General features: G+C 58.7%; 14 protein-coding genes. 13 read left to right on the forward strand and 1 reads right to left on the reverse strand.

What is annotated here, in order from left to right:
* Positions 1-179: 179 nt before the first annotated feature.
* The 6 genes from ACR0J0_RS00755 to ACR0J0_RS00780 all read left to right on the forward strand — a co-directional run bounded on the left by ACR0J0_RS00755 (position 180) and on the right by ACR0J0_RS00780 (position 6,121).
* Entirely contained in the window at positions 180-1,310 is a 1,131-nt protein-coding gene (locus ACR0J0_RS00755) for a bifunctional 2-C-methyl-D-erythritol 4-phosphate cytidylyltransferase/2-C-methyl-D-erythritol 2,4-cyclodiphosphate synthase (RefSeq protein ID WP_480660502.1), read from the forward strand.
* On the forward strand, positions 1,307-1,804 hold the full coding sequence (locus ACR0J0_RS00760; RefSeq protein ID WP_480660504.1) for a phosphatidylglycerophosphatase A family protein: 498 nt from the start codon (positions 1,307-1,309) through the stop codon (positions 1,802-1,804). Before ACR0J0_RS00755 ends, ACR0J0_RS00760 begins: the two co-directional genes overlap by 4 nt.
* Positions 1,801-2,283 (forward strand): CinA family protein, encoded by a 483-nt coding sequence (locus ACR0J0_RS00765; protein ID WP_480660506.1) that lies wholly within the window; start codon positions 1,801-1,803, stop codon positions 2,281-2,283. Before ACR0J0_RS00760 ends, ACR0J0_RS00765 begins: the two co-directional genes overlap by 4 nt.
* Before the next feature lie 145 nt (positions 2,284-2,428).
* Positions 2,429-3,610, forward strand: a complete 1,182-nt coding sequence (locus tag ACR0J0_RS00770; protein WP_480660508.1) for an ammonium transporter — start codon at positions 2,429-2,431, stop codon at positions 3,608-3,610.
* Between the two features lie 141 nt (positions 3,611-3,751).
* On the forward strand, positions 3,752-4,429 hold the full coding sequence (locus tag ACR0J0_RS00775; protein ID WP_480660510.1) for an orotate phosphoribosyltransferase: 678 nt from the start codon (positions 3,752-3,754) through the stop codon (positions 4,427-4,429).
* Positions 4,430-4,630: 201 nt separating this feature from the next.
* Entirely contained in the window at positions 4,631-6,121 is a 1,491-nt protein-coding gene (locus tag ACR0J0_RS00780; RefSeq protein ID WP_480660512.1) for a replicative DNA helicase, read from the forward strand.
* 3 nt (positions 6,122-6,124) lie between these two features.
* Here the strand turns inward: ACR0J0_RS00780 and ACR0J0_RS00785 are convergent, their stop codons facing one another.
* A complete protein-coding gene (locus tag ACR0J0_RS00785) occupies positions 6,125-6,664 on the reverse strand; it encodes a GNAT family N-acetyltransferase (RefSeq protein WP_480660514.1) in 540 nt (179 codons plus the stop codon).
* A 197-nt stretch (positions 6,665-6,861) separates the two neighbouring features.
* On the opposite strand from ACR0J0_RS00785, the gene alr reads away from it, so the two are divergent.
* From alr to radA, 7 genes are all read left to right on the forward strand, one after another.
* Positions 6,862-7,896, forward strand: a complete 1,035-nt coding sequence (gene alr / locus ACR0J0_RS00790; RefSeq protein ID WP_480660515.1) for an alanine racemase — start codon at positions 6,862-6,864, stop codon at positions 7,894-7,896.
* Positions 7,893-8,675, forward strand: a complete 783-nt coding sequence (locus ACR0J0_RS00795; RefSeq protein ID WP_480660517.1) for an MlaE family ABC transporter permease — start codon at positions 7,893-7,895, stop codon at positions 8,673-8,675. The genes alr and ACR0J0_RS00795 overlap by 4 nt, the downstream gene beginning before the upstream one ends.
* Positions 8,672-9,418 carry an ABC transporter ATP-binding protein gene (locus ACR0J0_RS00800; protein ID WP_480660519.1) on the forward strand — a complete coding sequence of 249 codons (747 nt, stop codon included), beginning with the start codon at positions 8,672-8,674 and terminating at the stop codon, positions 9,416-9,418. Before ACR0J0_RS00795 ends, ACR0J0_RS00800 begins: the two co-directional genes overlap by 4 nt.
* Positions 9,418-9,717, forward strand: coding sequence for a hypothetical protein (locus tag ACR0J0_RS00805; protein WP_480660521.1), 300 nt, complete (start codon positions 9,418-9,420; stop codon positions 9,715-9,717). The genes ACR0J0_RS00800 and ACR0J0_RS00805 overlap by 1 nt, the downstream gene beginning before the upstream one ends.
* A gap of 102 nt (positions 9,718-9,819) precedes the next feature.
* Positions 9,820-10,272 (forward strand): paraquat-inducible protein A, encoded by a 453-nt coding sequence (locus ACR0J0_RS00810; protein ID WP_480660523.1) that lies wholly within the window; start codon positions 9,820-9,822, stop codon positions 10,270-10,272.
* 147 nt (positions 10,273-10,419) lie between these two features.
* Positions 10,420-11,202 (forward strand): DNA repair protein, encoded by a 783-nt coding sequence (locus tag ACR0J0_RS00815; RefSeq protein ID WP_480660525.1) that lies wholly within the window; start codon positions 10,420-10,422, stop codon positions 11,200-11,202.
* A gap of 120 nt (positions 11,203-11,322) precedes the next feature.
* Entirely contained in the window at positions 11,323-12,687 is a 1,365-nt protein-coding gene (gene radA, locus ACR0J0_RS00820) for a DNA repair protein RadA (protein ID WP_480661200.1), read from the forward strand.
* The last annotated feature ends 40 nt before the right edge of the window (positions 12,688-12,727 follow it).

Consider the following 12,727-nt stretch of genomic DNA (forward strand, 5'->3'; position numbering starts at 1 on the left):
TAATCCTTGGGCAGTTACGGCTTAGATATCGAATTCCCCGCATATGAACAACAAAACGGCAGCAAACAAGCCTGCAAAATCATCATATGCACAATTTTTAGGCAACTTTACGTGGGTGATTGCCTCTGCATTCACCGCAGCTTAAACACTGCGCTCAAATCACCGGAGAATTTGCCGTCATGACCACCGCAGCAATCATCGTCGCCGCAGGACGCGGATTGCGCGCCGGAGGGGGTGTTCCAAAGCAGTGGCGACCACTTGCAGGACGCCGCGTGGCGGACTGGACCATCGACCGGTTTCGAGAACAGGTGGACCATATTGTGCTAGTGCTGTCTGAGGATGATGCACCCGCGTGGAATGAGTTCTCGGACACAGACCTGCTGTTGGCCACAGGCGGTAGCGATCGCGCAGGTTCTGTGCGGAACGGGCTGAGTGCCCTAAGCGACCGTCAGGTTGAACACGTCCTGATTCACGATGTCGCCCGCCCGTGTATCAGCAGTCGCACAATTCAGGATGTTCTGAATGCTTTGACCACGCACGCAGCCGCCGCGCCGGGTCTGGCGGTGACCGATGCGCTCTGGACCGGAGAAGGAGCCGTCGTGACAGGAACGCAGGATCGGAGCGGTCTGTTCGCCGCACAAACTCCGCAGGGCTTTCATTATGATGCAATTGTCGCTGCGCATGCAGCGCATCCCGGAGGGGCGGCAGATGATGTTGAAGTCGCGCGCGCTGCGGGTCTGGACGTGGTTATTGTGGCTGGCGACGCAGATAATATCAAAATCACCCGACCCGAGGATTTTGCCCGGGCGGAACGCATATTGGGAACGGACATGGATGTAAGGCTGGGCAACGGGTACGACGTGCATCGGTTTGGCGACGGAGACCACGTGATCCTTTGCGGTGTGAAGGTGCCGCATGATCGCGGCCTTCAGGGTCATTCGGACGCGGATGTTGGTATGCACGCCGTGACCGATGCGATCTATGGCGCACTGGCGCAGGGCGATATCGGCCAGCACTTCCCGCCTTCGGACCCGCAATGGAAGGGCGCCGCCAGCGAGATCTTCCTGCGCCACGCGGTCGAGTTGGCCGCGAAGATGGGGTACGCTATCTCTAATGTCGACTGCACGTTGGTCTGCGAATACCCGAAGATCGGGCCCCATGCGCCCACCATGCGAGAGGAAATGGCGCGGATTATGGACCTGCGCGCAGATCAGGTCTCGGTCAAGGCGACCACATCGGAACGCCTGGGTTTTACTGGTCGTAGCGAAGGCATCGCTTCGCTGGCCACGGCATGTCTGGTGAAGTCATGAGTGTCGCGCGAATGATCGGTACGGTCTGCGGCGTCGGCTACCTGCGCCCTGCACCGGGGACCTGGGGATCTCTGGTCGCCCTCCCCTTGGCTTGGGCTCTGCACACAATGGGCGGGTTTCCCTTGCTGGTCCTTGCCACCATTGCCGCGTTCTTCGCCGGCCTCTGGGCCACCCGCGTTATGACCGCAGGCAAGGATGATCACGACCCTTCGGAAATCGTCATTGATGAGGTCGCCGGTCAGTTCATTGCCCTCTGGGCCATCTCCTACCCGTCTTGGGCGCATGGGATCGAGATCACGGCGCTTTGGCCCGGTTGGGTGGCAGGGTTCCTGCTGTTTCGCCTGTTCGACATCACCAAGCCCGGCCCGGTAGGCTGGGCAGATCGCAAAGGCGACGCGATGGGCGTCATGCTGGACGATGTCATCGCGGGTGTCTTTGCTGGTATCGGTGTTCTGATACTTGCAGGCATTTCGCACGGAGTTCTGGGCCTATGAACGTCCCCGCCCTCCTAGACCGCGCCAAGGCACAAGGCGTGATGATCGCCACAGCCGAAAGCTGCACTGGCGGGATGGTCGCCGCAGCGCTGACAGATATTCCCGGCAGCTCGGCGGTGGTCGACCGAGGATTCGTTACCTACACGAACGAGGCAAAGCAACAGATGCTGGGCGTTCGAGAAGAGACATTGGACGCCCATGGCGCGGTCTCCGAAGAAGTCGCTCAGGAAATGGCAGAAGGGGCGTTAAAAAACTCCAACGCTCAGCTTGCAGTTTCCATCACCGGCATCGCTGGCCCCGGTGGGTCAGAATTCAAACCCGAAGGGCGTGTGTGCTTTGGCCTGGCCGCTGACGGGCAGCCAACGATTACCGAGACGGTCGAATTCGGCGCAGCCGGTCGTGACAATGTCCGCCGTGCCGCACGCGATCACGCTCTTGGGCTGCTATCGCAGGGGCTTTCGTCCCTTGCACAAAATTAAAGCACCGTCCGCTTTTTGACGCCCATTTAATCACCGGTTGGCAAAAGGCTCTAAAAACAGGCGCCAAATTCAGGGTCTGCCTCTTTTTTCCCCGCTCACTCTCGGCTTCAACGCCCGCTAAGCAAGCTGAAGAGGAGACCGGCTGATGAATGGAGCCGATACCGCCTGGATCATAGTAGCAACCGCACTGGTCCTGTTCATGACACTGCCGGGCCTGGCCCTGTTCTATGGCGGCCTTGTGCGCGCCCGCAACGTGCTGAGTGTTTTCATGCACTGCTTCAGCATTGCCTGTTTAATGAGCATCCTGTGGCTGGTTGCAGGGTATTCTATCGCGTTTGGCGACGGCGGTTCGGGCCTCTGGGGCGGCCTGGGCAAAGCCTTTCTGAACGGTGTCGATGCTGACAGCCTGTCGGGAACCCTGCCCGAGATCCTGTTCTTCGCCTTCCAGATGACCTTCGCAATCATCACCCCGGCGCTGATCGTTGGCGCCTACGTGGAACGTGTAGGCTATGGATTTGTCCTGATCTTCTCTGGCCTGTGGATGCTGCTGTGCTATGCACCGGTTGTTCACTGGATCTGGGGCGGCGGTATCCTGACCGATGGTGGTATTCTGGGAGAGATCGGCGTCCGCGACTTTGCAGGTGGCATTGTTGTACACGAAACTGCAGGTCTGGCCGCGCTTATCATCGCCGTTGTGCTCGGCCCGCGCCGCAACCGCACGACGCCTCCGCACAACCCCGGTTTTGTCATGATCGGTGCCGCGATGCTTTGGGTCGGCTGGTTCGGTTTCAATGGCGGTTCGCAGTTGGCAGCAGATGGCGGTGCCGCGATGGCGATGACCGTCACGCATATCTCGGCCGCCACCGCGTCGCTGACATGGGCACTGTACGAACGCATCAAATACGGCAAGGCGTCGATGGTCGGTCTGGTCACCGGTACGATTGCAGGTCTGGCCTCGATCACCCCCGCTTCGGGCTATGTTGACCCGGTTCAGGCGCTGATAATCGGTGGGGTGGCTGGTGTGCTGTGCCAGGAGGCCGTCAACGTCATCCGTAACAAGCTGAACATTGACGACACGCTGGACGTCTTCGCCGTGCACGGTGTGGGTGGCATCTTTGGCACCATCATGATCGCTGTCTTCGGCCTGGGTGCATGGACCGCGCAGTTGGGCGGGCTGGTGATCGTGGGTGTCTTTACGGCAGTTGTCACATTTGTGTTGATCAAGGTGGTTGCGTTGATCACCCCGCTTCGCGTAGACGCAGAGACCGAAACAAACGGGCTGGATCTGTCGGTACACGGCGAACGAGCCTATGACATGAGCAGCTGAGCCCACCTTGGCATGCTCTGCCCGCAAGGGCACTAAGCGGACCTCTTGGGGGTCCGCTTTTCTTTTATGCGCGACCCTCTCGACTCTGGGCCAAGGGACAGGCTATCAGCCCGCAATGCCATTCAGCCCAGAGGTACCGTTATGATCCCCAGTTCATTCCCCGACAGCACCGAAATCGCCCGCCTGACCGCGCGGATGTTGCTGGAGATCAAGGCCGTCCACTTCAACTCGCGCGAGCCGTTCACCCTGGCCAGCGGGTTGCCCAGCCCGACCTATATCGACTGCCGCAAGCTGATCTCATACCCGCGTATCCGCTCGACCCTGATGGACTTCCTGACTGTTACCGTGATGCGTGACGCGGGGTTCGAGGCGTTCGACAATATTGCCGGTGGTGAGACTGCGGGCATCCCCTTCGCTGCAATGGTTGCAGAGCGCATGGCGCTGCCGATGACCTATGTTCGCAAAAAGCCCAAGGGCTACGGCCGCAACGCCCGTATCGAAGGCGCGATGAGCGAAGGCGAGCGTGTATTGCTGGTTGAGGACCTGACGACCGATGGCGGTTCAAAACTGTCCTTCGTGGACGCGATCCGTGAAACCGGCGCGACTTGCGGGCATACAGCGGTCATTTTCTACTATGGCATCTTCCCCGAGACCGAAAAAACCCTCGGCGACCACGGCGTACAATTGCACCACCTATGCACTTGGTGGGATGTGCTGGCCGAAGCCAAAGCGCAGAAAGCATTTGACCAAGAGACACTTGAGGGCGTCGAAGCCTTTCTGAACGACCCGCGGGGCTGGCAGGAAGCAAACAAAGCCTGACGCGACGAAAACTGTTTTCACACCAGAAACAGTATCGGCAAAACTGACCGCGTTCGCACAATATGTTGACGTCCGACCCCTTTCCAATTCAAGATAGTGGGGTCGGGAGATATACACAGAATATCCCCAGAAAACATACAATTTGCCCCGCGAGGCAAGGCCGCGCTATGGACCTTGCCCAAGGGGATGATGAGAGCAGCAATGAACGAGATAAGCAGCATCGAGCAGGCGGCGGCTCAGATTCAGAACGCCGAAACCATGCCGCATTCCATCGAGGCCGAGCAGCAGCTTCTGGGTGCGATCCTGACCAACAACGACCTGTATGACCGGGTTGCCTCGATCATCGGGGCCGAACATTTCTATGACCCGGTCCATGCCCGGATTTACGAGGTCGCCGCCACACGCATCGCCAAGAATGCGCTGGCCTCGCCCGTTACCCTGAAATCCTTCATGGCCGAAGATGAAGGCCTGAAGGAACTGGGTGGCCCCGCCTATCTGGTCAAGCTGGCGGGTGCCTCGATCAGTGCCTTTGCCGTGCACGATTACGCCCAGATGATCTATGACCTCGCCATCCGGCGCGAGTTGATCCGGCTGGGCCGGGACATCTCGGACAAGGCGGCGCGGGTCGATATAAGCAGCGAACCCAAAGAGCAAATCGTCGAAGCCGAACAGCAGCTTTATCAGTTATCCGAGCAGGGCCAGACCGAACAGGGATTTCAATCCTTCCTCAAGGCGGTCACAGAAGCCGTCAACGTCACCAATGAAGCATACCAGCGCGGTGGTGGCATGGCGGGGATTTCCACCGGTCTGGCCGACTTGGACAAGCAACTGGGTGGTCTGCACCCATCTGACCTGATCATCCTTGCAGGTCGCCCGTCGATGGGGAAAACCTCGCTTGCGACCAACGTGGCGTTTAACGTGGCCAAAGCCTACAAGCGCGGCACCAAGCCGGACGGGTCCGAGGGTGCGATTGACGGCGGCGTGGTCGGGTTCTTCTCGCTCGAGATGAGCGCGGAACAGCTTGCGGGTCGTGTTCTGGCCGAGGCTTCCGAGATTTCCTCGCACAAGATCCGTCAAGGTGACATGACCGAGGCCGAGTTCCGCCGGTTCGTGGATGCCGCTAAGGATCTGGAGGCTTGCCCCCTGTTCATTGACGATACCCCTGCCCTGCCGATCTCGCAGCTGGCCGCACGCGCACGTCGGTTGAAACGAACGCATGGGTTGGACCTGCTGGTGATCGACTACCTGCAGCTTTGCCGTGGTATGGCCGACAACCGTGTGAACGAGATCGCCGAGATTTCGATGGGTATGAAAGCCATCGCCAAGGAACTGAACATACCGGTCATCGCACTGTCCCAGCTTAGCCGTCAGGTCGAAAGCCGCGACGACAAGCGCCCGCAATTGTCCGACCTTCGGGAATCGGGCTCGATCGAACAGGACGCCGATGTGGTGATGTTCGTGTTCCGCGAGGAATACTACAAGGAACGCGAAAAGCCCGGCGATCACGAGCTGGAAAAAATGGAAGAGTGGAAGCAGGCGATGGAACGTCTGCACGGCAAGGCCGAGGTTATCGTTGGCAAGCAGCGTCACGGGCCCATCGGAACGGTCGAGCTTTCGTTCGAGGCTCAGTTCACTCGCTTCGGTAACCTGGTCAAACCCTGGCAACAGGGCGGCGAGATCGAAGGGTACTGATCCCTACCAAAGCTCAGGTCGGTTAAACGCACTGACACAACGGGATGGCCCTTTAAATGGGGCCGTCTCGCCCTCCTTCAGCGATTGCCCCAGCCAGCCGTGCGGATGGCTTAGCGGCAAAGGTGCGGGAGCGAAGCCTTCGGTAATCGGGTGAAACCCCGTTTTGCAGTAATAGTCCGGATCACCATAGGTCACGGCAAAATCAACGCTGTGACGACGCAACTCGTCCAGTCCAAAGCGGATCAGCCTTTGCCCGATACCCGACTTCTGCCGATCCGTCCGAGCAGCCACCGGTGACATCAGAAACACCTGGCGAGGATCCTGATCAAAACGCAGGCGCGAAAACAGAATGCAGCCCAGCGGCTGAGGACCATCATGAGCGATGGCCGCGAACAGGTCTTCATCGGGTGTAGTCGACAGCAAATCCCTTACCAACTCACTGATGGCTTTTCCCTCATCCTTGCCTTCAGAGGCAGTAAAAACCTGTCTGAACAGATCGGGCAATGCATCGACCCATTCCTCTTTCTCTGCGGTCAGTTTCATCACAACCTCGATTCATACCCTGCGGACTGCAACACAGCCACCTGAGTACAAGGATGAGACTCGAACGGGTGAGCACAACCTCTTTTTCGCCAATGGCTTGCACGACTGGCCATTAGTTGCCCAACTTCCCGGTCAAGATTGCATTAATCGCCGCCTACCCCCTTGACCTGCCGTGATCCAATGTCATGAACAGAGCCATGAGTACCGCACGTTTGACGATCAATCTTCAGGCGCTGGCCAGCAACTGGCGGGCGCTGGATGCAAAAACCGAAGTCGAGACCGGCGCCGTGGTCAAAGCTGATGCCTATGGCCTTGGGGCCGGACCGGTGTCTGCGACCCTGGCCGAAGAAGGCGTCCGCAAGTTCTTTGTTGCTGTCGCCGAGGAAGGCGCAGCTGTGCGCAAGGCCATCGGTCCTGGTCCGATGATCGGCGTTTTCTCGGGTCATATGGAAGGCGACACCGATCTGCTGCGCGATCACGACCTGACGCCGCTGATCAACTCGCCCGAGCAATTCCTGCGCCATCAGCAAGCTCTGCCGGACCGCCCCTTCGGGATTCAGCTGGACAGCGGCATGAACCGTCTGGGGCTGGAACCTGCGGACTGGGCAGAACTGCGCCCGAAGGCCGAGCCGCTGAACCCTGTCGTCGTCATGTCGCACCTTGCCTGTTCGGACGAACCCCAGCATCCCATGAACCGCCAACAGCTGAAGACCTTCCGGGAAATGACCGAAGGCGTTGTTGCTCCGCGGTCCCTGGCGGCAACTGCCGGTACTCTGCTTGGACCCGAGTTTCATTTTGAATTCTGCCGCCCCGGCGTCGGGCTTTATGGTGGGATGCCGTTTTCCGACGCGAAACCCGTGGTGACGGTCGATTTGCCCGTTGTTCAGGTCCGTTCTGTCGAGGTCGGTGAATCGGTTGGCTATGGCAACAGCTGGACCGCCCGCCGTCCGTCGCGCATCGCGACAGTGGCCGCAGGATACGCCGACGGGCTGCACCGGGCGATTGGCGGTGGAATCGACGCCTTTGCCGGCGGCAAACCCTGCCCCGTGGTTGGACGCATTTCGATGGACCTGATCACAGTCGACGTCACAGACCTGCCCGAAGACCCCGAACGCCTGCGCATCCTGAACGGCCACCAAACCGTCGATGACTTGGCCGAAGCCGCTGGAACGATCGGATATGAGATCCTGACGTCGCTCGGCGCGCGTTATTCCCGAGGATACGTGGAATGAACCCTCTGGCCGCGCTGGGTGGGCTGGGCCGCGCTGTCCTGTCCCTGCTCGCCACTTTCGGCAAGGTGGCGGTGTTCGCGCTGGACGCGATCTCGCACGTTTTTCGGCCACCATTTTACCCGCGCGAGTTTTTGGTCGCTCTGATGAACGTCGGCTGGTTGTCCCTACCGGTCGTCGGGCTCACCGCGATCTTCACCGGCGGCGCACTCGCCCTGCAAATCTACGCAGGCGGCGCACGTTTCAATGCTGAGGCCGTGGTGCCTCAGATTGTTGCCATCGGCATGGTGCGTGAGCTTGGCCCCGTTCTGGTCGGCCTGATGATCGCCGCGCGTGTGACCTCGTCCATCGCTGCCGAGATTGCCACCATGAAAGTGACCGAGCAGATCGACGCGCTGGTCACTCTATCGACCCACCCGATGAAATACCTCACCGCCCCGCGCGTTCTGGCGGCCCTGATCACTGTGCCTATTCTGGTCGGGATCGGAGACATCATCGGCATCGCAGGCGGCTATGTGGTCGCAACGCAAAACCTTGGCTTCAACGCAGCGACATACCTTCTGAACACCGTCAATTTCCTTGAGGTCAAGGACATCGTATCGTCGCTGGTCAAAGGCGCTGCGTTTGGTCTGATTGCGGCAGTCATGGGCTGCTACTACGGCATGAACTCGGGCCGCGGTGCGCAGGGTGTTGGCCGCGCTACCAAGTCCTCGGTCGAATCCGCCGCGATCATGATTCTGGCCGCCAACTTCATTCTCACAGGGGTGTTCTTCTCGGTATGATCAGGATGGAGAACGTAACGAAAGCCTTTGGCGACAATCAGGTTCTGCAGGGCATGAGCCTTGAGATCCCCAAAGGCACCTCGATGGTTATCATCGGTGGATCGGGCACCGGGAAGTCGGTGGCTTTGAAGTGTATTTTGGGTCTGATCAAACCCGACAGCGGCATGATCTACGTGAACGGCAAGGACGCCACAAAAGGCGACCGCGATAAGTTCCTCGCCCGCTTTGGAATGCTGTTTCAGGGGGCCGCGCTGTTCGACTCCCTGCCCGTCTGGCAGAATGTCTCGTTCCGCCTTTTGCGCGGACCGTTGAAGCGCCCCGCCGAATACGCCCGCGAAATCGCCATCGAAAAACTGCGCCGCGTTGGGCTGAAATCCGATGTGGCTGACCGATTTCCGTCCGAACTGTCGGGCGGCATGCAGAAGCGTGTGGGACTTGCTCGCGCCATCGCGGCCGAGCCCGAGATCATTTTCTTCGACGAGCCCACTACCGGCCTCGACCCGATCATGTCCGGCGTCATCAACGACCTGATCCGCGAGATCGTGACCGAGATGGGCGCCACCGCGATGACCATCACCCACGACATGAGTTCCGTCCGCGCGATTGCCGACAACGTGGCCATGCTGCACGGAGGCGTCATCCAATGGACCGGCCCGGTCAGCCAGATGGACGCCTCGGGTGATCCTTATGTGGAGCAGTTTATCAGTGGCAGCGCCGAGGGACCGATTGAGGCGGTGCGGTGATGGACAACGCGATGGTTGTTTTGCACCTAGCGCTGTTTTCCTATCTTGTTTCAGTGACGATAGCTTGGGTTCTTATTCACTTGATTGGTGAAAAGTCAGGTGTACCACATGCACTCAAGGCTGAAGTAATAATCTATCCAATTATTTTCTCTATTCTAAAAGGCTTATTGCCCGGCATGTTAGTTGCAGCTCTCTTATCAAACGGGTTTGGCGTAAGTGGTCCAATCTCTATGGTTCCTGTGGCCGGAGGGGCAGTGATTTCGGGTTTATTATTCATCGGAATTTGCGATCTACAGTAACTCATAAAACAGAGTCGGACCTCCTCGTCGGCGCGATATTTTTTGTTTTTCTTGTAGGTATTGTGCTTTCCGTCAAAGGCGTGAGTGCCTAGATCTGCAAACATGACCCTCCGCCTCGCCACCCTCTCCCTCCTGATCCTCTACCCCATCGCGTGGTTCGCCCCGCTGATGCGCGCGGGTCTGCTGCCGATTTTCGGCCTGAGCGAGATCAGCGTCGTCACCGGCCTGCAATCCCTGTGGAAGTCGGACGTCTTTCTGGCGTTGATCGTCACCATCTTCGCCCTCTTCGCGCCGTACATCAAAACCATCGGCACCGCCCTGATCCAATGGGACCTGCTGGACCCGCGTGTGCAACCTGCGCTGAACATCCTCGGAAAACTGGCCATGGCCGACATTTTCCTGATCGCGCTCTACATCACTTTGGCCAAGGGAATCTCCTATGCGACCATCGAAACTGCGTGGGGCCTTTACCTGTTCACAGCCTGCATTCTGGCCTCACTCGCATTGGGCCACATTACCGAAATGACACGCAGTTCACGAAATCCTCAGACGTAATTGATTGAAAACGTTAATCTGAGTATCATCTTTATATTTCGAGCAGTGAAAATTTGTAGTTTCGGTCCTTAGCGGATCAATCTGTGTGCTTTAGTTGTTCTCCGCTTTGGGCTGGTTGGTTCCGGTTCCTAAAGGAGTTCGTCTATCATGACAGCCCTTCACAACATCACATTGCAATTTCAGAATGCCTTTTTAAAGCTGACTTTTTTCCTGATATGCACAGCGGCGATATTCTCGGTTGGCGCATGCTTTTTAGCCGCTTTGGGCGTCTTACCCTGGCTCTCAATGCAAGCCGGATTCGGCACTGGCCCCGTCGTGGACGCCGGGATGTATATCCAGATCGGCCTGACGGTACTGATTCTCATGCTGGCGTTTTACCTTCCTGCAAATGCCCGCATGATGTCTCTGGAAAACTCTCATCGGAAATTCGCACTCAACATGCATGACATTTCACAGGCTTATCAGCTGGCCCATGCTGCTGATCGCGGTGATACATTCACGATGTCCTCCGAGTTTGATGCGGTTAAGGAAAGAATGGCCTTCCTGCGCCACCACCCCGACCTGCAATCGCTCGAGCCGCAGATTCTCGAACTGGCCGCGCAAATGAGCCATATCAGCCACGAACTGGCAGAAACCTATGGCGATGCCCGCGTGAACCGCGCCCGCATGTTCCTACAACAGCGGCAGGAAGAGATCGAACTTTTCCAGAAGCGGATCGAAGAAGCGCAGGTCATCCAGCATGAATTGCGCCAATGGACCCATGATATTGAGATGGAAGAATCCATTGCCAAGTCGCAATTGGCGCGCCTGCGGGACGAATTGTTCGAACTGCTGCCCGAATTGTCGGCACAGCTACAATCGGCTTCGGGCGAACGGGAATCCAAGAAGTCGAGCGTCATAGCAATGTCGCCGCCCCGCGCTGCGGAGTAGGCGCCTCAGCGCCCGCCGTGGACGATGGCCCATCGGGCCTGAGGACACGGCACCCCACCGGCGGTGAGGAAAGCCCGCAAGGGCTTGAAGAACCGCTCAACCTCGGGCACCAAGGGCCGCATGGCAAAAACGACTTCTTTTTCCTGCTCGGCCTGTGGCGCGACCCATACCCGTTGGTCCGGGCGCTGCGACGGGTGCGGTGAATGGAACACCATCGTCCAGGACGTACCCCTTTCGGCTGGTCCAGCTAAGAAATCCCTCGGTGGCAAACGCGGCCAGTCCATTGCACTCACGGACCTTTCGACCGAGGAAACACCACCACCTCGCACTTTGTGCGGCGTAGAAGAGCTGGACCGCGTTTTGGGTGGCGGTCTGGTCCCGGCTTCGGCCCTGCTGGTCGGAGGAGACCCGGGCATTGGCAAATCGACGTTGCTGTTACAGGCCGCAGCTCGGTTTGCGCGTGCAGGCGTAAAAACCGTCTACGTGTCTGGCGAAGAAGCCAGCGCACAGGTCCGTATGCGCGCGCGGCGTCTGGGGTTGGAGGACGCGCCGGTACAACTCGCGGCTGAAACCAACCTGCGCGACATTCTGACGACGCTTGAGGCCGAAAAGCCGGGGCTCGCTATTATCGATTCGATTCAGACCATGTGGGCCGACAATGTCGACAGCGCACCGGGTTCAGTATCACAAGTACGGGCCGCTGCGCATGAATTGACCACGTTTGCGAAACGACATGGCGTTTCCGTCATTATGGTCGGTCACGTTACCAAGGAAGGTCAAATTGCGGGTCCCCGTGTGGTCGAACACATGGTCGATACCGTTCTTTATTTTGAAGGCGAACGCGGACATCAATTCCGCATCTTGCGCGCCGTCAAAAATCGCTTTGGTCCAGCAGACGAAATCGGTGTGTTCGAGATGACCGGCAAAGGTCTGGCCCAAGTCACCAACCCTTCGGCCCTGTTCCTGTCCGAGCGTGGCACGCCGAGCCCGGGATCGGCCGTGTTTGCCGGAATCGAGGGCACCCGCCCTGTTCTGGTCGAGCTGCAGGCTCTGGTGGCCCCTTCCCCGCATTCCCAGCCGCGCCGCACGGTCGTCGGCTGGGATAGCGGCCGTTTGGCGATGATCCTCGCAGTGCTTGAAGCGCGCTGCGGCATCCCTTTTGCCGGGCTCGACGTCTACCTCAACGTCGCCGGCGGTCTAAAAATCGGCGAGCCTGCCGCTGATCTGGCTGTTGCCGCTGCGTTACTCAGCGCTCGTGAAGACACCGCCCTGCCCGCCGACACCGTTGTTTTCGGAGAAATCTCGCTATCAGGAGCACTTAGACCGGCCCCGCAGACCGAAAACAGGTTGAAAGAAGCCCAAAAACTTGGTTTCACATCGGCCATAGCTCCGGCCGGTGGCAAAACCGGCACTGTGGCAGGTCTGACACTCACCCGACCCTCTGACTTGGTGGGGTTTGTTGGCGAAACCTTCGGAGCAGGTTAAAGTTGCGCCTTGAGGGGCAGAAAAAGAACAGGCGAGGGCC

Source organism: Ruegeria sp. BF12 (assembly GCF_056538705.1).

What these genes read in the sequence shown, in the direction of transcription:
- ACR0J0_RS00755 (WP_480660502.1), top strand. Translation starts at nt 180, where the DNA reads ATGACCACCGCAGCAATCATCGTCGCCGCAGGACGCGGATTGCGCGCC.
- ACR0J0_RS00760 (WP_480660504.1), top strand. Translation starts at nt 1,307, where the DNA reads ATGAGTGTCGCGCGAATGATCGGTACGGTCTGCGGCGTCGGCTACCTG.
- ACR0J0_RS00765 (WP_480660506.1), top strand. Translation starts at nt 1,801, where the DNA reads ATGAACGTCCCCGCCCTCCTAGACCGCGCCAAGGCACAAGGCGTGATG.
- ACR0J0_RS00770 (WP_480660508.1), top strand. Translation starts at nt 2,429, where the DNA reads ATGAATGGAGCCGATACCGCCTGGATCATAGTAGCAACCGCACTGGTC.
- ACR0J0_RS00775 (WP_480660510.1), top strand. Translation starts at nt 3,752, where the DNA reads ATGATCCCCAGTTCATTCCCCGACAGCACCGAAATCGCCCGCCTGACC.
- ACR0J0_RS00780 (WP_480660512.1), top strand. Translation starts at nt 4,631, where the DNA reads ATGAACGAGATAAGCAGCATCGAGCAGGCGGCGGCTCAGATTCAGAAC.
- ACR0J0_RS00785 (WP_480660514.1), bottom strand. Translation starts at nt 6,664, where the DNA reads ATGAAACTGACCGCAGAGAAAGAGGAATGGGTCGATGCATTGCCCGAT.
- alr (WP_480660515.1), top strand. Translation starts at nt 6,862, where the DNA reads ATGAGTACCGCACGTTTGACGATCAATCTTCAGGCGCTGGCCAGCAAC.
- ACR0J0_RS00795 (WP_480660517.1), top strand. Translation starts at nt 7,893, where the DNA reads ATGAACCCTCTGGCCGCGCTGGGTGGGCTGGGCCGCGCTGTCCTGTCC.
- ACR0J0_RS00800 (WP_480660519.1), top strand. Translation starts at nt 8,672, where the DNA reads ATGATCAGGATGGAGAACGTAACGAAAGCCTTTGGCGACAATCAGGTT.
- ACR0J0_RS00805 (WP_480660521.1), top strand. Translation starts at nt 9,418, where the DNA reads ATGGACAACGCGATGGTTGTTTTGCACCTAGCGCTGTTTTCCTATCTT.
- ACR0J0_RS00810 (WP_480660523.1), top strand. Translation starts at nt 9,820, where the DNA reads ATGACCCTCCGCCTCGCCACCCTCTCCCTCCTGATCCTCTACCCCATC.
- ACR0J0_RS00815 (WP_480660525.1), top strand. Translation starts at nt 10,420, where the DNA reads ATGACAGCCCTTCACAACATCACATTGCAATTTCAGAATGCCTTTTTA.
- radA (WP_480661200.1), top strand. Translation starts at nt 11,323, where the DNA reads ATGGCAAAAACGACTTCTTTTTCCTGCTCGGCCTGTGGCGCGACCCAT.